Origin of the sequence: Pseudoalteromonas sp. Of7M-16, from assembly GCF_022347805.1 — a bacterium.
Taxonomy (GTDB): Bacteria; Pseudomonadota; Gammaproteobacteria; order Enterobacterales; family Alteromonadaceae; genus Pseudoalteromonas; species Pseudoalteromonas luteoviolacea_F.
The window spans coordinates 1-19,007 of the sequence record NZ_JAKRFY010000005.1; the positions used below are offsets into that span (position 1 = coordinate 1).

At 42.5% G+C, this 19,007-nt stretch carries 14 protein-coding genes; 4 read left to right on the top strand and 10 right to left on the bottom strand.

Going from position 1 to position 19,007, the window contains the following annotated elements; translation table 11 throughout:
- Positions 1 to 539: 539 nt before the first annotated feature.
- Positions 540 to 3,170 carry a DUF2339 domain-containing protein gene (locus MHN81_RS06485; RefSeq protein WP_239425333.1) on the top strand — a complete coding sequence of 877 codons (2,631 nt, stop codon included), beginning with the start codon at positions 540 to 542 and terminating at the stop codon, positions 3,168 to 3,170.
- 52 nt (positions 3,171 to 3,222) lie between these two features.
- On the opposite strand, the gene MHN81_RS06490 is transcribed toward MHN81_RS06485, so the two are convergent.
- The 6 genes from MHN81_RS06490 to bioB form a co-directional block, all read right to left on the bottom strand.
- On the bottom strand, positions 3,223 to 4,110 hold the full coding sequence (locus MHN81_RS06490; protein WP_239425334.1) for an NAD(P)-dependent oxidoreductase: 888 nt from the start codon (positions 4,108 to 4,110) through the stop codon (positions 3,223 to 3,225).
- A gap of 98 nt (positions 4,111 to 4,208) precedes the next feature.
- Entirely contained in the window at positions 4,209 to 6,071 is a 1,863-nt protein-coding gene (locus tag MHN81_RS06495; RefSeq protein ID WP_023401732.1) for a S8 family serine peptidase, read from the bottom strand.
- A 258-nt stretch (positions 6,072 to 6,329) separates the two neighbouring features.
- On the bottom strand, positions 6,330 to 7,007 hold the full coding sequence (gene bioD / locus MHN81_RS06500; protein ID WP_239425335.1) for a dethiobiotin synthase: 678 nt from the start codon (positions 7,005 to 7,007) through the stop codon (positions 6,330 to 6,332).
- On the bottom strand, positions 7,004 to 7,759 hold the full coding sequence (locus MHN81_RS06505; RefSeq protein ID WP_239425336.1) for a methyltransferase domain-containing protein: 756 nt from the start codon (positions 7,757 to 7,759) through the stop codon (positions 7,004 to 7,006). The genes bioD and MHN81_RS06505 overlap by 4 nt, the downstream gene beginning before the upstream one ends.
- Positions 7,756 to 8,889 (bottom strand): 8-amino-7-oxononanoate synthase, encoded by a 1,134-nt coding sequence (locus MHN81_RS06510; protein WP_239425337.1) that lies wholly within the window; start codon positions 8,887 to 8,889, stop codon positions 7,756 to 7,758. The genes MHN81_RS06505 and MHN81_RS06510 overlap by 4 nt, the downstream gene beginning before the upstream one ends.
- Positions 8,890 to 9,933, bottom strand: coding sequence for a biotin synthase BioB (bioB, locus tag MHN81_RS06515; protein WP_023401728.1), 1,044 nt, complete (start codon positions 9,931 to 9,933; stop codon positions 8,890 to 8,892).
- Positions 9,934 to 10,046: 113 nt separating this feature from the next.
- On the opposite strand from bioB, the gene bioA reads away from it, so the two are divergent.
- Both bioA and MHN81_RS06525 read left to right on the top strand, forming a co-directional pair.
- Entirely contained in the window at positions 10,047 to 11,336 is a 1,290-nt protein-coding gene (bioA, locus tag MHN81_RS06520) for an adenosylmethionine--8-amino-7-oxononanoate transaminase (protein WP_239425338.1), read from the top strand.
- 215 nt (positions 11,337 to 11,551) lie between these two features.
- Positions 11,552 to 12,889, top strand: coding sequence for a 4Fe-4S cluster-binding domain-containing protein (locus tag MHN81_RS06525; protein WP_023401726.1), 1,338 nt, complete (start codon positions 11,552 to 11,554; stop codon positions 12,887 to 12,889).
- A gap of 32 nt (positions 12,890 to 12,921) precedes the next feature.
- Here the strand turns inward: MHN81_RS06525 and MHN81_RS06530 are convergent, their stop codons facing one another.
- A complete protein-coding gene (locus MHN81_RS06530) occupies positions 12,922 to 13,356 on the bottom strand; it encodes an ATP-binding protein (protein WP_023401725.1) in 435 nt (144 codons plus the stop codon).
- 345 nt (positions 13,357 to 13,701) lie between these two features.
- Here MHN81_RS06530 and asnS point away from each other — a divergent pair, with 345 nt between their 5' ends.
- Positions 13,702 to 15,099, top strand: coding sequence for an asparagine--tRNA ligase (gene asnS, locus MHN81_RS06535; protein ID WP_023401723.1), 1,398 nt, complete (start codon positions 13,702 to 13,704; stop codon positions 15,097 to 15,099).
- Between the two features lie 834 nt (positions 15,100 to 15,933).
- Here the strand turns inward: asnS and MHN81_RS06540 are convergent.
- From MHN81_RS06540 to MHN81_RS06550, 3 genes are all read right to left on the bottom strand, one after another.
- A complete protein-coding gene (locus tag MHN81_RS06540; RefSeq protein ID WP_239425339.1) occupies positions 15,934 to 17,151 on the bottom strand; it encodes a glycoside hydrolase family 18 protein in 1,218 nt (405 codons plus the stop codon).
- 177 nt (positions 17,152 to 17,328) lie between these two features.
- Complete coding sequence (locus MHN81_RS06545) at positions 17,329 to 17,751, bottom strand: globin family protein (protein WP_023401721.1); 423 nt, start codon at positions 17,749 to 17,751, stop codon at positions 17,329 to 17,331.
- Positions 17,752 to 18,415: 664 nt separating this feature from the next.
- Positions 18,416 to 19,003, bottom strand: a complete 588-nt coding sequence (locus MHN81_RS06550; protein WP_239425340.1) for a cytochrome P460 family protein — start codon at positions 19,001 to 19,003, stop codon at positions 18,416 to 18,418.
- Between the last annotated feature and the right edge of the window lie 4 nt (positions 19,004 to 19,007).

Sequence of the window (19,007 nt, forward strand, 5' to 3'; positions counted from 1 at the left end):
CCGATACGTAGTTATCTTATGCAAAACGACGCTCTTCACCTGCTTTGTAAGAAGAAACCAAGTTCAGTGACGTTTTTAGTATTTTCGTCCATAAACACTGGACCCTGAAACAAGTTCAGGGTGACAGAAGTGCTCAAAAAATGTACTCACTGCATTCGCCGTCACGACCCCATTGCACCATACCGTCATCCCGGACTGGCTCCGGGATCCATGTAAAGCTTATAACCGATACGTAGTTATCTTATGCAAAACGACGCTTTTCATCTTGCCTTGTAAGAAGAAACCAAGTTCAGTGACATTTTTTGGTATTTTCGTCCATAAACACTGGAGCCTGAAACAAGTTCAGGGTGACAGAGGTTCTCTAATGAACAATAAAATTTCCCCTGCGCAACACGTAAAACTCAGCGCCAGCTAAAACCGCTCACTTAACCTTGCGCAAAAGTAACATTGCTCCACAATGTTACTTTTGCGCCCTACTTGATAATTATCTGTTTTTAAAGCAAACTCATCTTACCTCTTTATAAATATAAGGAAAGAGTATGGATACTGAGTTGTTTTCCTTTGCATTTAACCTGTTTTTGTTTATTGGTGTTGTTATTGCACTCAAAGATCGCGGTCAGATCAAAGAGCTCATGAAAAAGGTCACACACCTTCAAAAAATTATCGACTTTCAAACAACACAAATTGATAAGCTTAAGCAGGCGTTGCATGAGTCTTCTTCAGCGCCTTCCTCCACTGTTCAGCAAACAACACAAATAGAATCAACAAAGCCTGATACAGTGCAAGAGCAAATTGGTGGGGTGGATCAGTCACAATTATCTAAACCTGCTAAACCAACGGTCAAAAACCAATTTACACTGCCCGAATTTAACTTAGATACCCTGCTAAAAGGCAATGGTATTTTTTGGTTGGGCGCACTTATTTTATCTATTGGCGGTGTATTTCTCGCTAACTATTCCATCGAAGCTGGTCTGTTACCACCGGGTGTTAGGGTTATTTTAGGTGCACTATTTGGCTGTGCCTTGGTGGCGGGCGCCGAAGTGCTCAACCGCTTTAAAACCAAACTTAACGTCAATACCCCGTATATTTCCGCGGCACTCGCAAGCGGTGGAGTGATCACCTGTTTTGCCATGGTGCTGGTATCGTTTAACCACTATGACTTTATTCCTGCCAATCTTGCATTTGTTTTTTTGGCCATCATTGCATTGGGTGCCACATATTTAGCGCTGCGCTTTGGCCCTGTATTGGCAGGAATTGGTATCATCGGAGCTTACGCTGTCCCCGCGCTTGTCTCTACTGGGTCTAATAACGTAGGAGCATTGTTGTTATACGTGTCTTTTGTATCATTATCTGCGGTTTGGGTTGCCGATTATGTAAAACAAAAATGGGTTTGGTGGCAAAGCTTCGTAGGTAATTCCATTTGGTTTATTGGAGCCATTTTTTTCGCCGATAAAAACGACTTTGCAGTTGTTTTGCTATTTACCGTGGCGTCGCTGTACTTGTACGTATTATCACACCTTTTAGGCTGGCGACTCAATTTGGGTATGCATACACCGCTTTCAATCAAAGCGCTACTTATGCCAAGACGAGAGCAAGTGGCGACTTTAATCACTCTATTCTTGTTCGCCATGTATCTCACCATCAACCCAGCTTTCAGCCACTTGACCATCGCAGCTTTAGTTGTGGCAGTCATCGCAATTGGCGCTGCTTATAAACACAGTGCACTAGATACTTGGCCTTATTTAGCATTGTTTTTTGCACTTTACATGTTTAGCTTGATGACCGACAAAATTGAGTATGACAATATTCTCTACCCTTTTACTGGCAAATATTTGTTCGTTCAACTTGCTGTTATATTGGGTGTGGCATTTAGCGTTGTCATGGTCAAGCGCGACACCCAACGTGTAGCGTATCTACTGCTACTTGTTTTGGTCCCCCTCAGTCTTTTTGGTGTTAGCTACATCGAGTTACCGCTGCAAAGTGATGCAATTTTGTATCCTTTGTGGGCGTTTGAACTACTGCTTATTGCCGCAGCTGCATCTTTGACAGCGATGAAATCGCCCATACCTTTACAAAGGGTCACCTACCTCATCTTGGCAAACACCATGTTGACATTATGTTTTACCATGTTGTTATCAGCCAGTACGCTTACGCTCGCCATTGCGGCGCAGGTAGCCTCTATGAGTTATTTGAGCTGGAAATACAAAGTAGAGATCCCTGATTGGCTGTATAAAGCAGCATTGTTAGTTGTTGTTACACGTTTGTCCGTGTCACCTTGGATTGCCGATTATAAAAATGAGGCGATATTGGGAGTTCATTGGACACTCATTGTATACCCAATAACTCTAGGACTAGTTTGGTTTGCCGCAAAATACAACCCTGCCAAGTCATTAAATGCGTGGTTTACCGGGGTATTTATTCATTTATGTGCACTGCTCGTGACCACTGAGACTAGCTATTTCTTGATTGGTGACTACCCTAACTTTGCGCACCTATCGTACCAAGAAGCAACCGTACTATCTCTTAATTGGTTGATTTTAGCAGGGGTTTATTTCTGGAGAAGCCAGCTCACTACGCGCTTACAAAAACTATATATCATAGGCGGTGCAGTGCTACTGGCTGGTAGCGCTCTGATCCACTTAAATATATCGTTATTCGAAAGTCCTTATTTTATTGCTGAGCACATTGGCCGCGGTGTTGTAAACTGGCTTTGGCTGCAGTGGCTTACGCCTGCGCTTTGTCTATATGGCTTTATTCATTTTAAGCTCATCGCAAAACAGTTTTATCGTGTTGTATATGTGATTATAGCGTTGCTTGGATTTATGTTTATCAACGGTGAAATCCGCACGCTCTTTGGTGATGGGTTTATATATTGGCAGCAAGGTATGTCTGAAACCGAGTTATATACTTATTCCATTGTATGGCTATTGATTTCAACTGCAACTATTTTTGTAGCCCAACATTTGGGTCACAAGCAACTCACCAGCATAGGATTCATTGGTCTAGCCATGGTAATTTTAAAGGCCTTTATGATCGATATGTCTAACCTTGAAGGTTTACTAAGAGCACTGTCGTTTATTGGTTTAGGTTTATGTTTGGTTGGGGTTGGCTGGCTTTTCCAAAAAATGCAGCGCAAACCTTCATTGTCAACGCAAAGCAAAGAGGCGTAATTCCTGTATATCAAGCGAGTGCCCACCACTCGCTTGTCCTTCACTATGGCAACTATGAGCCCCAATTATTGATACTTGGCAAGACTTCAGAAAAACCTTGGTCATACAAATCAACAACGCTCTCAAAGCCATATTTCGGCTCCCAGTCCAATAGTTTTTGTGCTAATGATGAGTCATAAACTCTATCTAACCCTTTGGGTAACAACCACCCACGCTGTTCAAACACCGACACCAATTTTGGTGATCGTACACGTAAAACGGCCTCGCAATCATTAAATAATTGCTCGCAGCAGCTGGGATCAAACGGTGTTTTGCCCGACACAATAAAACGATTAAAGCCTGGCAGTGCTTTTTCAATGGCGTTGTAGTGCGCTGAGGCCACATCTCGGTAATCAACTCCTCGGCTGAGTCGGTACAGCGCCATTTGCTCAACTGGCTCAGGAAAGCATCTCGACATTTGTAGCACTGTTACGGGGAAAGCAAGCTCATTGCTTATTGTTTCAAGTGCTTTTTCCGCGGCAATTTTAGTATGGTGATAGATGGTTTTAGGAAAAGGTTTTGTCTGCACTGTCACCCACCCAGCTCTGCCATTGGGCGTCGATGCATGGCCATATAACGCAGTTGTGCTGGTAAACACTAGTTGCTTGACGCCGTTGGCGATTGCAAACTTTGCTAACTTAATGGTCGCAGTAACATTCACCTCATTAAATATTTCATCGCTTACATGGCTAATATGCGGCGCGTGCAATGCCGCGGTATGCACAACCACATCAACACCTTTAAGCGCCTGCTGTAAAAGCGTTTCATTGCGAATATCACCAACGAAATCTGCAGTTGAACAAGGTGTGCAGTCTAAACCCACCACGTTATACTTGTGTGCTAGGTGAATATAAATGGCTCGACCAACGCGCCCTGCGGAGCCTGTAACTAAAACCTTCATATGCCGCTCAGTATTAATATCATTGTTTTTATTGTAACAAATGAAAAAGGGCCTTTAAATCAGCCCTTGGGAGTGACTCAACAAAGTAGCTTTGAAGATTAGTTTAAGTTCTTTTTCTTAGTGACTTTGTCCGTATGGCCAAGTATACGGATTGACCAATTAGTGAATGTGCCCGGTTTGGTATTATTCTCGATGGTGTAGCGGCTGCGTGGTTGGCCAAACGGGTCGGTGACAATCGTGCGCTGTTGATCATTCATATCCGTAATATGTAGCTTCCATGTGCCAACAGATCTTTCATCCCAGAATTTATAACTGAGTAGTTTATGATCATCATAACCAAGCAGGCTCTTTTCAGATGGCGCGATATAATCTGTGTTTTGTCCAACCAGATTATTATTTGGCGACATCAATATACTGCGAGTGCCACTTGGTGATTCTAGCTCAACTTTTAAATCAGTAATACGGCCATGCTCTGCACTTAAACGTACTTGCACACCCTCAATAAACATATCTTCAGTCACTTCAATTTCTGAGGTGGTTGTATGTGTAATATCTTCTAAAATGGGCTTGCTAAAGGTGTCGTGCTCGCCAAACCATTTGGTTTTTACAAAGTCTGCCGGTAGATTTTCAACGGCATAACGGCGAATAAGCTCTGCAGCTTTATCAACATCGACTAGGCCAAAGCCATAATAAGGCGAAAACTCAACCCCTGCGGCATTACTAGACCAGCCTTCCAATGCCACCACATTAGACAACTTAATGTCTTCCATATCTCGGTTTACTTTGGTTGCCGTATTGGCCAGTAAGTGCCTGATATCTCTTGCGGTCAGGTTGTGACCTTGCTGCTCAGCTGCCGACATGAGCAACGCCACTGCACCTGTTACATTTGCTGCCGCAGACGATGTGCCATTTACGCTAAAATAATAATCTTGCGGACCTGTACATGCCTGTTGTTGGCCTTGATATTTCTGGTGCCAATCACAGCTTAATGTCGTTGTTACCATACCTGGTGTGTTTCGATCTGCTCCCGCCGGCGCTGTAACAAAGATATTACTGCCCACAGTAGAGCTATTGGTTAACCTGCCATCAGCACTCACGCCACTGACATTAATTTTCCAAAAACTGGTTAAATGGCCGCTATTTGCATTGTGAAATGGGAGACCGCCATTATTTATTGCATGGTGATATCCCGGCGTATCTATGCCATTAGGACCATACGCATTTATTAATGTCTGGTAGTGGCCGTTGCCCGCAGCCTGAACAAAAAGTGCGGTGCGTTTGTCTTGCTCTGTTGATAATGTGATGCGCTCCATCACCTCGTCTCTGAGCCTAAAGTTAACCATCTGAATGGTTTCGCCAGTATCAGGATCCGTGGTTGTATAAGCATAGTTATACGGCGTGCTATGCACAGGAGTTACCCCAAAGCTGGTATTAAAAACACGAGAGTTTTGCGCAATCGAGGTTTTGCCATTTTGCAGCCCAATGCCACGATGATAAGCCCACTGCTCATGACGGCTCATGTATGAGCCCAATCTATTGTGCACAATGACGTCTGCTTCAGGGGCAACACCTCTGATCCCAACATCGTTTTGCACAGCTGCGATCAAGCCAGCCATGTATGTGCCATGTGCTGATGCCCAGGGTTCTGTTGAATCAATACTGGGGTCAAAAATTAAGTTGTCGATCAAATCCGTATGAAGCTCGTCTACACCTGTGTCAATTAGGGATATTTGCACGCCTTGGCCTTTATGCCCCCAAAGGTGCGATTGCCACAAGTTCAAGTCGTGCCCTGCAACTGTATTATCAAGACTACCATCGTTGAGTAAATTCCATTGTAGAGATAAGTAGGGATCTCCATTTGGGTCTAACCAGCGGTGTTCATAAAGGCGATCTGTTGCACTTGCATTGACTTGGCAGGATAGCAAAATTGCTAAACTAATTGGAGCAAACTTATATTTCATAGCATTTTCCTTTCTTTTACTGATAATGCTAGAAACGCCGTTAAGATATAAAGATAACGATGAAATTTATTATCTATTAGTTTAATAAGTAACAAAACATTTATTTATGATTGAATGTAAACTTTACTTTTTAAAATAATTAAATAGATGATTTTAAATCAACAAGTCGTAACTTAAATTTGATATTTGGCAGGGTTTTAATAAATAACCTTCATAAATATACATAAAAAATATGAAGGTTATTTATAAATATGTGTATTACACACCAAGTAAGCTGTTCAGTGCTGAGTGCACTTGCATCTTGGCTTTCTCTTCAGAATAAGGCGTGACAGCTAAAAGCGGAAAATCAAGACGTTGTTTTAACGTCTCTAGGTTCGCGTCATACTCTGCCATATTTGGGTCAATTTGATTGGCAATCCAGCCAACACATTTTGCCCCTGACGCCTCAATGGCTTGGGCTGTTAAAAAGGCATGGTTTAAGCAACCTAACTTCATACCAACCACAAGGATAACGGGTAGGTTTTGCTCTGCAACCCAAGTGTATAAAAAGTCTGTATCATTGATTGGCAATGCCCAACCACCTGCACCTTCAACCATGGTAAACTCAGCACCTAGCGTAGACACATCAGCCAGTTTGTTGGTTAAATCCTGTTTTGAAATATGCACATCTACGCGGCTCGCCGCGATATGCGGTGCAATCGGTGGCGCAAAGCAAAACGGATTTATTTGCTCATAGGTACCGTGCACATTAGCCGCTTCCATTAAGGTTAAGGCATCTTCGTTGACCAGCTCGCCAAACGCCTCTTCGGCACCGGCTGCTATAGGTTTAAAACCTAATGCCTTTTTCTCCTTAGATACCAAATATTTTAGTAATAAACTGGTGACATAGGTCTTGCCGACTTCTGTATCTGTTCCTGTGATAAAAAACTGGCTCATCGTTTTAATAACTCCAAAAATGCCACTTCATAACTAACATGGGCAAAACCGTCTACTAGCGGGTACGAAGCGAGCAAAGACTGATAGCTTTTTTTGCCAACTAAACCACGGCGTGCATCCGTGTTGTTGAGCTGGTTTGCACCAATACTCTTTACTGACTTTAACGCTTCTCGTGGTGTATCGTAAATATCCACTAAACAGCGTTTACTCATCGAACGGATCGAAAACCCAGCTTGCCTTGCAATCTGCAGTATGTCTTCAAATCGCGTGAATTGGTTTACATGGCAATGACCATCTACACCTTGCCAAGCTTTGGCAATTTCGCGCAAAGAACCATCAATGACAATGGATAAATGTGCACTACCACCAGCCTTTAACACGGTATTCAAACGGTTAAATAAAGTCGGCAAGTCACTGCTCCACTGCATCGCAAAATTACTAAACACACATTCCACAGATTCAGCTTGCAAAGGCAGTGCATCCATATCTGCGCACACTTTCATTGCAGATGCTGGCCCTTGCTTTAACATCCCTTCACTCAGATCCAAAGCCACTAAAGTATCGCACTTTTGAGATAGCACACCATGATGTTGCATTGGCCCGGCCCCCAAATCCAACATAGTATTGTAGCGGCGGTTTAAACTTGCAAACAGGATTTCGGCAGAGCGCTGTTGCACGTTGGCGTGCTTGATATATTGAGCAGACGCGCGTGAAAACTTATCTGCAATATTCAGTTTTAACATCGCACTCATATTACCTCCTTGAGGCATTCAACCAAGTATTCGATGTCAACTTGCTGGTGTGCTGCGGTGAGCGTCACTCGTAATCTAGCAGTATTGTGTGGCACCGTTGGCGGCCTAATTGCAGTCAGCCAAATACCTTTTTGTGCAAGGCTTTGCTGCGCATTCAATGTGCTCTGCGCATCGCCCAAAACAACGGGTTGAATTGCACTATTAGAAGCTTGAACAGGAATACCCGCTTCAGTACATAGCATTTTAAACTGGGCAATATGCTCGTGCAGTGTGTCCCGCGCGTCATAGCTGTCGCATAAACGCGACAACTGCGTCGATGCAATCTCTGCTAAGGCCGGTGACATAGCTGTTGAATAGGTATATTCACGGTTAAACTGCACCATGTAATCAATCACCCTCTCACTAGACAACACTGCAGCACCTTGACAGCCCATCGCTTTGCCGAACGTGATCACCAGTATGTCAGGCTTCACACCTGACTCGACAGAGCCCAAGCCATGTTCACCACACACTCCAAAGCTATGAGCGTCGTCGATCATTAACCAGGCGTTGTGGGTATCAGACAAAGATTTCAGCTCTTGTAAAGGTGCACCATCGCCATCCATAGAAAAAATGCCTTCACTGACAATTAGCTTATTTTGCACTCTCGTTTTTTCAAGCCGAGCGCGCAAATGGCTTGTATCGTTGTGGTTAAATCGCACCAATTTGGCACTACTATTTAAACCACCATCGATCAAACTGGCATGATTGAGCTTATCTTGGAAAATCGCACTGTCTTGGCCAACTTTGGCGTCATGAAATAAAGTGCTAAGCACACTAAAATTGGCGCCAAAGCCGCTGGCAAATAGCATGGCTCGCTCATAACCAAGCAAATTACATAATTTGGCTTCTAGCAGTCGGTGAGTACGCTGATATCCTGTAACTAGTGCAGAGCTTTTGCTGCCGCCGACAAAATCACCGGATACAGCTTGATCTGCAAGCGCTAAATAATCATTACTGGCAAAGTTTAAGTACTGCTGCCCATCAACTTGGATATGACGAGCAGACACTTTATCTATGCAAATACGGCGACGCTGCAGCGCGTCACGTGCTTTGTCTTCTAGCGCTTGATCTATAAATTCAAACGCCATTTATTTTGCTTCGTAGAATAGCTCTGACGTTGCTTTATCTGCAATTGCAGAGTTTAAAGACGCTTCGTACGCTTCATCGGAGTAATCTTCGCGCGTCTCTGGCTTCATACCTAACTTTTTCAGTAGGTTCATATCCGCATCTGCTTCTGGGTTTTCGGTCGTTAGTAGCTTATCACCATAGAAAATTGAGTTTGCGCCAGCAAAGAAACACATTGATTGCATTTGCTCATTCATTGCTGTACGACCAGCTGATAAACGCACATAGCTCTCTGGCATCATAATACGCGCCACAGCAATAGTACGGATAAACTCAAAATGATCTAAATCTTCCACATCTTCAAGTGGCGTACCTGCTACTTTTACTAGCATGTTGATTGGTACACTTTCAGGCTGTTTTGGTAAATTTGCTAACTGCATTAATAAACCGTAACGGTCAGCTGCTTGCTCACCCATGCCTACGATACCACCAGAACAAACCTTCATGCCTGCATCGCGTACATGATCTATGGTATTTAGTCGGTCTGCGTATGTACGTGTTGTGATAATCTGCTCGTAATATTCAGGCGAGGTATCTAGGTTATGATTGTAATAATCAAGACCAGCATTTCTTAATGCATGTGCTTTTTGGTTGTCTAGCTTACCTAACGTCATACAAGTTTCTAGACCAAGTGCGCTAACTTCTTTAACCATTTTTTCAATGTATGGCATGTCTCTGTCTTTAGGATCTGACCAAGCTGCGCCCATACAAAAACGGGTTGCGCCTTTTTCTTTAGCTAGTTTTGCCTGGTTAACAACCTTTTCAACTTCCATCAGTCTTTCTCTTTCTAGGTCTGTTTTGTAATGACCTGACTGCGGACAGTATTTACAATCTTCTGGACAAGCGCCTGTTTTGATCGACAGAAGAGTTGAGATCTGGACTTCATTTTGTTTGAAATTTTTGCGGTGTACACTCGCAGCATAAAAAAGTAAATCGTTGAAAGGCATTTCAAATAATGCTTTTACTTCTGCGTGTTTCCAATCGTGACGAACGATGCCATATTCCATAACTTAATCTCTTCTTTTTCTGGTTTTTTTCGCCAGATAATTTGACGGTGATTGGCTTAGTCTACTTCTTGCTTTAGTATTGTCAACGAGTGATGAGCAAACAAGGTTTACAAATGAACAAAAATCAACCGATCGATCTCGATTTTGACAAGCAGCATATTTGGCACCCCTACACATCGATGATTGATCCACTGCCAGTTTACCCAGTGACACACACAGACAAAAACCGAATCTTCCTAGAAACTGGCGAATCGTTGATCGATGGCATGGCATCATGGTGGAGCGCTTTACACGGATACAACCACCCCAAACTGGTAAAAGCTATGACTGAGCAAGCTAGCCAAATGAGCCATGTGATGTTTGGCGGTATTACCCATGCACCTGCTGTGAACCTTTGTAAAAAGCTCGTCGAAATCACACCTGAGCCTTTGCAGCGCGTGTTTTTAGCCGATAGCGGTTCTGTGAGCGTTGAAGTGGCTATTAAAATGGCTTTGCAGTACTGGCTGAGTCAAGGGCGACAGTCTAAAAACAAATTAATGACAGCTAAAAAAGGTTATCATGGTGATACCTTTGCTGCCATGAGTGTCTGCGATCCAGTCAACTCGATGCACAGCATGTATCAAGGTTTTTTGCCTGAGCATGTCTTTGTGGAAGCACCAAAGTCTAAATTCAATGCACATCAAGAAGAGGCAGAACTCGCCACCTTGGAACAAGCATTTGCAGAGCATCATACCGAACTGGCAGCATTTATAATCGAGCCGATTGTGCAAAACGCCGGTGGTATGAACTTTTACAATCCCGCGTATTTGAAAAAGCTTCGCGCACTGTGCGACCAATACGATGTGCTGCTGATCCTCGACGAAATAGCCACTGGATTTGGCCGAACAGGCAAAATGTTTGCCTGTGAACACGCAGATATCTCACCGGATATATTGTGTGTAGGTAAAGCACTCACCGGCGGTTGCATGACTTTATCCGCCACACTCACCACAGATAAAGTGGCATTGGGAATTAGCCAAGGCGAGGCAAAAGTGTTGATGCACGGCCCGACATTTATGGGCAACCCGCTAGCTTGTGCTACTGCAATTGCAAGTCTTGAGTTGCTTGAACAAACAGACTGGCAAGCAAATGTCGAAAGAGTATACCAAGCCATGCAAAGCTTGCATCGATGCGAGACACTTGATGCTGTAAAAGAAGTCCGGACTCTTGGTGCCATTGGTGTGGTCGAATTATTCGAAACCGTTGATGTGGCAAAAATCCAAAAGTTCTTCATTCAAAAAGGCTTGTGGATCCGTCCATTTGGAAAATTAATCTATATTATGCCTCCATATATCACGTCAGATGAAGACATTGGGCATCTAAGCAACGGTATTTACCAAGCTATCGAGCTAAAAGCGTATTAAAATCGTGCTGTACCAGCACACTTTGTTGGATGCGCTGGTACAAAATATTTGCTAGGTGATTATTGTTCAAGCAAGTCTGTATATATTCCAACCACATACGATGAAAAGTATCATTTTTTCAGAATGTTTGACGAATTGTACCTGAAATTACTTCAGCTTTTTGATACAATACGCCTCTTATTTTTAATAATCTAGCAAGCTGAGAAGTAGTAAGTATGCAACAATCCGTCCAATTGCAGCCGGCAGAGGCCTATCAGCCACCTCGCTTTACTGTGTATCAACACCGTCAAATTGATAAAATCGAACAGCTCGATAAGCTACCTGAGCATCTTCGTTTTCAAATGAAGGTCGTTGCTAACGTTTTCCCATTTCGTGTAAATAATTACGTTATTGACGAACTGATTGATTGGGACAAGGTACCTAATGATCCAGTATTCCAGCTCACATTCCCTCAGCGCGGCATGCTTGACGATGAGTCTTATGATGAAATGGCTGCTTTATTAAAGCGCGATCACACACCAGAAGAGGTGTTCGAGCTAGCAACCAAACTAAGACAAAAGCTTAATCCACATCCAGCAGGTCAAATGGACAAAAACGTACCGTCTTTTGAAGGCGAAAACGTCGCTGGTGTTCAACACAAGTATAAAGAAACTGTGTTGTTTTTCCCTGCGCAAGGCCAATACTGCCACTCATACTGTACTTTCTGTTTCCGTTGGGCACAATTTGTTGGTAAGGCAACGCGTTTCAACAATAACGATGAAGAGCTACTGCACAGATATCTTGAAGAGCACACTGAAGTTACCGACCTACTTATGACTGGTGGCGATCCTATGGTTATGCGTACTGTTAAATTACGTAAATACCTAGAGGCACTTAAAGAGCCAAGATTTGATCATGTCCGCACAATCCGCATTGGTACTAAGTCTTTAACTTTCTGGCCATTCAGATACGTAACTGACCCAGATGCAAAAGACTTACTCGCACTTATCAAAGAGCTTGTTGATGCGGGCAAGCATGTATCGTTCATGGCACACGTTAACCACAAACAAGAGCTACGCACTGATGTCGCCAAAGAAGCGATCAAGCTTATCCGTAAGACAGGTGCGCAAATCAGAACGCAAGCGCCTTTGCTTAACCACCTGAACACAGATCCAAATATGTGGGCAGAAATGTGGAAAGAGCAAACACAAATGGGCATGATCCCTTATTACATGTTCATTGAACGTGATACAGGTGCAAAACGCTACTTTGAACTACCACTTCACAAAACGTGGGAAATCTTCAAAGATGCATATAAGCAAGTATCAGGTGTAAGCCGCACGGTTCGAGGCCCTTCTATGAGTGCAGGCCCTGGTAAAGTTGAAATTTCAGGCGTTACTGAAATTAACGGCGAAAAAGTATTTGCACTGCGCTTTATCCAAGCACGTAATCCTGAGTGGGTACAACGTCCATTCTTTGCGAAGTTTGACGAGAACGCACACTGGCTAGATGACTTAAAACCAGCATTTGGCGAAGAAAAATTCTTCTGGCAAGAAGAATACGAAGCGATGTAACGCAGAAAAAAGCCGACTTTAAAGTCGGCTTTTTACCATTCAAACATATGTGCCATTTTACTTATGGTTTTTAATGCAACGCCATGTTGGTTTCGCTTGGCATATAGATGCTGCATTGATTTATCTTTAACCTCTCCCACGATCACCTCTTTAACTTGGTAACCCATTGCATGTGCAGCACTGACGTAAGCGATAAATTCCCACTTTTTAATGTTGGTATTATCAAGAATAACCAGAGGTATACCTTCAGCCATTGCATTTATAAAACGTGCAATGTTCAGGTTGTGAAACTGAGGTAGTTTGGCCTTATTAAACTCATAATGGCCTTGTTCGTCTGTGAAATAATCATCGGTAGAGCAAATGGTATACCTTGATTCATCACCCGAGACAAGTTCATCGGCCAATGTGTGTGCATAGTGTGTTTTGCCTGAGCCCGGCAACCCTCTAAGAATAAAAGCTTGTTTCATTTAGTGAAAATTCATTCCGACTATTTTTATTTATAACCGAGCTATAATGCCATAAAAATGTGCCGTCGCACAGTCTTCTATACCCCGTAAAACAAAGTGATAAGTCAAATATTGGTCGCAATCGTCAAATTTTTTTGAAATAGCGTCATTTGGTAGTTTTTTTATGTAGCCATCAGAGGTAAGATACCGATCACGTGACTCCAAACACAACAAGCAAATTGCGTTAAAAAACCGAGTCACAACAGAATTTGCGCTCAGTGCATTGAAATCTGCGCTGATGCGCATATATAGACAAAAACAAGCTGGGCACTTTTAGCCCTTTTTACAAATCATTTTGGAGTAAAGATGAGCCACATAGCGATAACGGAGCTACTAGCAGGCACCGTTGCGGTAGACAGCCAAGTTACAATCAAAGGCTGGATCCGTACACGACGCGATTCAAAAGCGGGTATTTCATTCCTTGCCGTCCACGACGGTTCTTGTTTCGACCCTATTCAAGCAGTAGTACCTAATTCGCTTAATAATTATGAAGAAGTAACGAGCCTAACTGCTGGTTGCTCTGTGGCTGTAACAGGTGTGCTTGTTGAATCACAAGGTAAAGGCCAAAGCTTCGAGCTACAGGCTAACTCTGTAGAAGTACTTGGTTGGGTAGAAAATCCAGACACATACCCTATGGCTGCAAAGCGCCACTCAATCGAATATCTTCGTGAGCATGCACACCTTCGTCCTCGTACGAATGTAATTGGCGCGGTAACACGTGTTCGCAACTGTTTATCACAAGCGATTCACAGATTCTTCCACGAGCAAGGTTACATGTGGATCAGTACACCTATTATCACTGCCAGTGACTGTGAAGGTGCAGGTGAAATGTTCCGTGTATCTACTTTGGATATGAACAACCTACCTCGTACGGACAAAGGCGACGTTGACTACAATGAAGACTTCTTCGGTAAAGAAGCCTTCCTTACTGTATCTGGTCAGCTAAACGGTGAAACTTACGCAAGTGCGATGTCAAAGATCTATACCTTTGGCCCAACATTCCGTGCTGAAAACTCAAATACATCACGTCACCTAGCTGAGTTCTGGATGGTAGAGCCAGAAGTTGCATTTGCTGATCTAGATGATGTTGCAAACTTAGCAGAGAGCATGTTGAAGTATGTGTTTAAAGCAGTATTAGAAGAGCGCCGTGATGACATGGAGTTCTTCGCTCAACGTATTAACAAAGAAGCAATTTCTCGCCTTGAAAACTTTGTAGATAAAGATTTTGCTCAAGTAGACTACACAGATGCAATCGACATCTTAAAAGCCTCTGGTAAAAAGTTCGAATTTGACGTTGAGTGGGGTGTAGACCTTCAGTCAGAGCATGAACGCTACCTAGCTGAAGAACACTTTAAAGCACCTGTGGTAATCAAGAACTACCCGCGTGATATTAAAGCATTCTACATGCGTCAAAACGAAGATGGCAAAACTGTCGCTGCAATGGACGTTGTTGCACCTGGTATCGGCGAAATTATCGGTGGTTCTCAGCGTGAAGAGCGTTTAGACGTACTTGATGCGCGTTTAGAAGAAATGGGCTTAGACAAAGAAGACTACAGCTGGTACAGAGACCTTCGTAAATACGGTACTGTGCCACACTCAGGCTTCGGTCTGGGCTTTGAGCGCCTAGTTGCATACGTTACTGGTATGGCAAACGTTCGTGACGTTATTGCATTCCCGCGTACAAAAGGCAGCGCAACTTACTAAACTAACCTAGTTTAAAAATGAAAGCCCCGTTTTTACGGGGCTTTTTTGTTTCCACGCTTTGCTCGTTGATGAACAATAGTTTGTTGTGATTTTTCTTTTGCTTGCACACAACTTAAAATGGATTCTGAGGCAAGCTCAGAATGACGGAGGTATGTATACAACAAACACATTGTGTTAAACCGCCAGCGGAGTTATCACCAGTTTCAAAATGAGCACAAAGACTATATGGATTCTGAAGCAAGCTCAGCATGACGGAGGTATGTATATAACAAACACATTGTGTTAAACCGCCAGCGGAGTTATCGCCAGTTTCAAAATGAGCACATAGACTATATGGATTCTGAGGCTAGCTTAGAATGACGAGGAATATATACGCCTGTAGCTCAGCGTTAAAACTCTCGCAAGGTTACCGCTAACTTCAAAATGAGCATAAAGACTATATGGATTCTGAGGCAAGCTCAGAATGACGGAGGTATGTATACAACAAACACATTGTGTTAAACCGCCAGCGGAGTTATCGCCAGTTTCGAAATGAGCATAAAGACTATATGGATTCTGAGGCAAGCTCAGAATGACGGAGGTATGTATACAACAAACACATTGTGTTAAACCGCCAGCGGAGTTATCACCAGTTTCAAAATTAGCACAAAGACTATATGGATTCTGAGGCAAGAATAGAATGACTGGCGTTTTAATGCACCAAAATGCTCAGAATGACGAAGAGGAATAAGCCCTCGTCACTCTGAACTTGATTCAGAGCCCAATTTCTTAGGTTAAACCACTAACGTTTACGTATTATGGCAAGAGTTCCAATTGTAAAACCTATTTTGCCTATTAATTGTTCAATACGTAAGTCTTACATGCACCAAGATCTGTATAGCGATGTGCATGGCCTAAAGTTTGAGGTGCCACACCGTGCAATGGGCCGCCATTTACCTTCCAGTTTTTCCCTTCAAAGCTCACTACATCACCAGCACTATAAACGCTCGGGTAAGGCTGCCACTGCTGTGCACATGGTTGACACTTCGGTAGCTCTTTGGCGATTACATCCAATAGCTTGTAGTCTTCGTCGCGTGAGTCTTGGTGTAGCTCCCAAATAAAAATTCCGGGATAACCGTTTTCTGATACAAAATCTGTTTTCGTCTTCAGTAACTCAGGTGTTTCCCAAAAATGCACATAGTTATCTAGCTCGTAAAAGCCTTGATTGTAATCAATGCCCTCTCCTTTAACGATAACATCGACTATTTCTCTGGCTGTAAGTGTTTTCACAGGTCCACTTACCACGGGGAAAGATTTATTGTAAAAAGGGATCCCAAGGCTCGTCTTCGCTACTTCATATTTCGTTATCATACTTTGACTCCAAGGTGCTGGATGCACCAGTCCACCATGGATATACTCCCATGCAGCATGGTGATTTTTAGGAGAACCGCCCCAACCGCCAGTGTAGTCATAAGCCATAAAACGAATAATATCTGCATATTCATCCAGATCTTTATGGAAGTTGATCCCTGACCAACCACCGGCCTGAACATCTACTGAGACCTCCAAATGCTGAGGTAACTTTTCACGTAGTTCTTTAACTAAGTTTAACAAGTAAGCACTCTCAATCGGGTTTGGCTGGTTATATGTACTCCAGTCTTCCCAATCAACATCAATACCATCTAGCTGATGCAGCTCAGCGTACGCAACTAAATTGTCAACCAGGTTGCTTCTGGCCTGCGCATCCATAGATAAGAAGTCTACCCCTGCTCCACCAACAGACAACATTACGCCTGTATTATTTGCATGCGCATGCTCCACGATATCATCAATATAACGATCAGCTTCAGTGGTATCCATGGTGCCATCAGAACGAGGATAGGCAAAAGCAACTATAATATGCGTAAGCTGTTCGGTCGCAAGATCACTTACGTCAAGCTCTCCACCTGCGGGGTAATCCCAAGTCGAGTAAAAACCTTCGACTCTAGGGCACGACTCTGCACTGACAGCACTTGTTGCTATGGAACCAATACATGCGACAGTCAATGCCGCGATGCAATTTCGTTTAAACATAACCTTCTCCATGTTGTTAAAATATGTATCCTTACTTTAAGTAACACGAATAACCTTTATAGAGTATTGAATATTTTTACGGTAAATATGTACCTTTTTTATTAGGCTTATATTGTTAAAAACAACATATAAAATGACTTAGTGCTGTCGCTTTTGAACCAAAAAAACCACAGTCATCTAGTGCTTTGTATTGAATGCATGATTTTTCATCACCGTTGCGACAACTTTAAACACATCGATCCAAGCTTGTCTCAACTCCGAGTTCCAATCGCTACCCAGCCCTTTTTTCAGGGTATAAAGCAATGCATTTCCAACAAGTGTGAAATGCTCTGGTTTAACGCCATAGTTGACGTGCCGCTCGGCCAGTTTTTGCAGCACAGGGACCAATGCGTCTAAATCGTCTAAAGAATTGACGGCAACTTTTAAAGTCGCCATTAACTTTTGACCTTGGCTTTTCATGCTATTTTTAAATAATGATTTAAGTGATGGATCATATTCGAACAGTGTTGTATAAAAAATATCAGCCGCTTGCTCTGAAATAGGCTCAACTTTTACAAAACTTGCTTGTACTAACTGTTTTTGTCTCTGTGATATGCTCATATTAACATCCGAGATTTATGGCTCTGTTAACAACTCTAGACCGTATAGCTCAATCTGGCTAATAATACGTATTATCACAATAAAATTGGTTATTCCCCCGCTTCAACAAACACTTTAAATCATGAAAAAAAATCAAGCTAATCATTAGTCATCGATGAGTTCATCGTTTTTCGATTAGACACAGTCCTCTGTAAGACATCAAGCCATGAACAAACAACAACAAAACGTTTCTATGAATTTACACAACAGCGCCGACAAATTCTAATTGTACATATAAATGTATGTAAATCAGCGTGATTACCACTCCTCTTTTTTTCACAGTTTTAATACCACAATCTGATTAAGTAGAATTTGAAGTCCAAAATTGAAACCAATCACTGCAGAGTAAAAATATACTCGCGAAGACATCAAACCAAATAACTCTGCTGTAGCGAACTTAGCGGCTAAACTCTTTTGTCTCTCTCGCAAGGCAATTACGTATGTGCCATATGAATCTGCAAACTTGCATATCGAAATTTATACTTTTTTACTTTTGTTGGACGTTTTTATTGTCTGTCTAAGAACAAAAAAATTTGTCATTCAGTAAAACAGGGATCAGCAGTCATTAGAGGTGGAAGTGATAGAGGCTGCGAAGAATTACATCACAGCCTGCGTAATTACATCACTATTTTTTTCTAGAATAAAAATTAGCGAATATGAAATCGCGCTCTTCAATGCTTGCATGACAGTTTGAACACATTTGCTTTATCATTGGTTCACTGCCTTTCCCAGCTAAAACAATATTGCCTTCTTTATCAAATTGAACGTATTCCCAATCCCCAAACCCTTTAGAATAGCCTTTTTCTCGCTTAATCATCATCGTAATAGTCAGGGCATCATGGGGCGCTCCAGAAACCGATGAAAAGTTCTCCTTCAAAACAATGGTGCCAGGGCTATAAACCTTAAAGTTTGGCTCAGCAATTTCGTCTTCATCCTCTTCTTCTTCATCATAATCTTGATAATATCTTAAATATTCTAGATAGTTTTGCTCATATACTTTCGCATCTTGATTAAGAAAAACGACAATAAACTGCTGCCAGTGAAGTCCTGAGTGCTCAAAACCCGTCATACGATGCCACTTGGTTCGGTAATTTTTTAAAGCAGCTTTGTATTTATCAGGTACTTTAAACGGGTACACGTTAAACGGATCTGCCGATACAGTAAAAGAATGTAAGCTGAGTAACACACACAGCAATTGTATAATACGTGTCATTGAT

Coding starts and splice junctions, on each gene's coding strand:
- MHN81_RS06495 (WP_023401732.1), bottom strand. CDS start 6,071: ATGAAATATAAGTTTGCTCCAATTAGTTTAGCAATTTTGCTATCCTGC.
- MHN81_RS06540 (WP_239425339.1), bottom strand. CDS start 17,151: ATGTTTAAACGAAATTGCATCGCGGCATTGACTGTCGCATGTATTGGT.
- MHN81_RS06525 (WP_023401726.1), top strand. CDS start 11,552: ATGCAACAATCCGTCCAATTGCAGCCGGCAGAGGCCTATCAGCCACCT.
- MHN81_RS06530 (WP_023401725.1), bottom strand. CDS start 13,356: ATGAAACAAGCTTTTATTCTTAGAGGGTTGCCGGGCTCAGGCAAAACA.
- MHN81_RS06490 (WP_239425334.1), bottom strand. CDS start 4,110: ATGAAGGTTTTAGTTACAGGCTCCGCAGGGCGCGTTGGTCGAGCCATT.
- MHN81_RS06510 (WP_239425337.1), bottom strand. CDS start 8,889: ATGGCGTTTGAATTTATAGATCAAGCGCTAGAAGACAAAGCACGTGAC.
- asnS (WP_023401723.1), top strand. CDS start 13,702: ATGAGCCACATAGCGATAACGGAGCTACTAGCAGGCACCGTTGCGGTA.
- bioB (WP_023401728.1), bottom strand. CDS start 9,933: ATGGAATATGGCATCGTTCGTCACGATTGGAAACACGCAGAAGTAAAA.
- MHN81_RS06550 (WP_239425340.1), bottom strand. CDS start 19,003: ATGACACGTATTATACAATTGCTGTGTGTGTTACTCAGCTTACATTCT.
- MHN81_RS06505 (WP_239425336.1), bottom strand. CDS start 7,759: ATGAGTGCGATGTTAAAACTGAATATTGCAGATAAGTTTTCACGCGCG.
- MHN81_RS06485 (WP_239425333.1), top strand. CDS start 540: ATGGATACTGAGTTGTTTTCCTTTGCATTTAACCTGTTTTTGTTTATT.
- MHN81_RS06545 (WP_023401721.1), bottom strand. CDS start 17,751: ATGAGCATATCACAGAGACAAAAACAGTTAGTACAAGCAAGTTTTGTA.
- bioD (WP_239425335.1), bottom strand. CDS start 7,007: ATGAGCCAGTTTTTTATCACAGGAACAGATACAGAAGTCGGCAAGACC.
- bioA (WP_239425338.1), top strand. CDS start 10,047: ATGAACAAAAATCAACCGATCGATCTCGATTTTGACAAGCAGCATATT.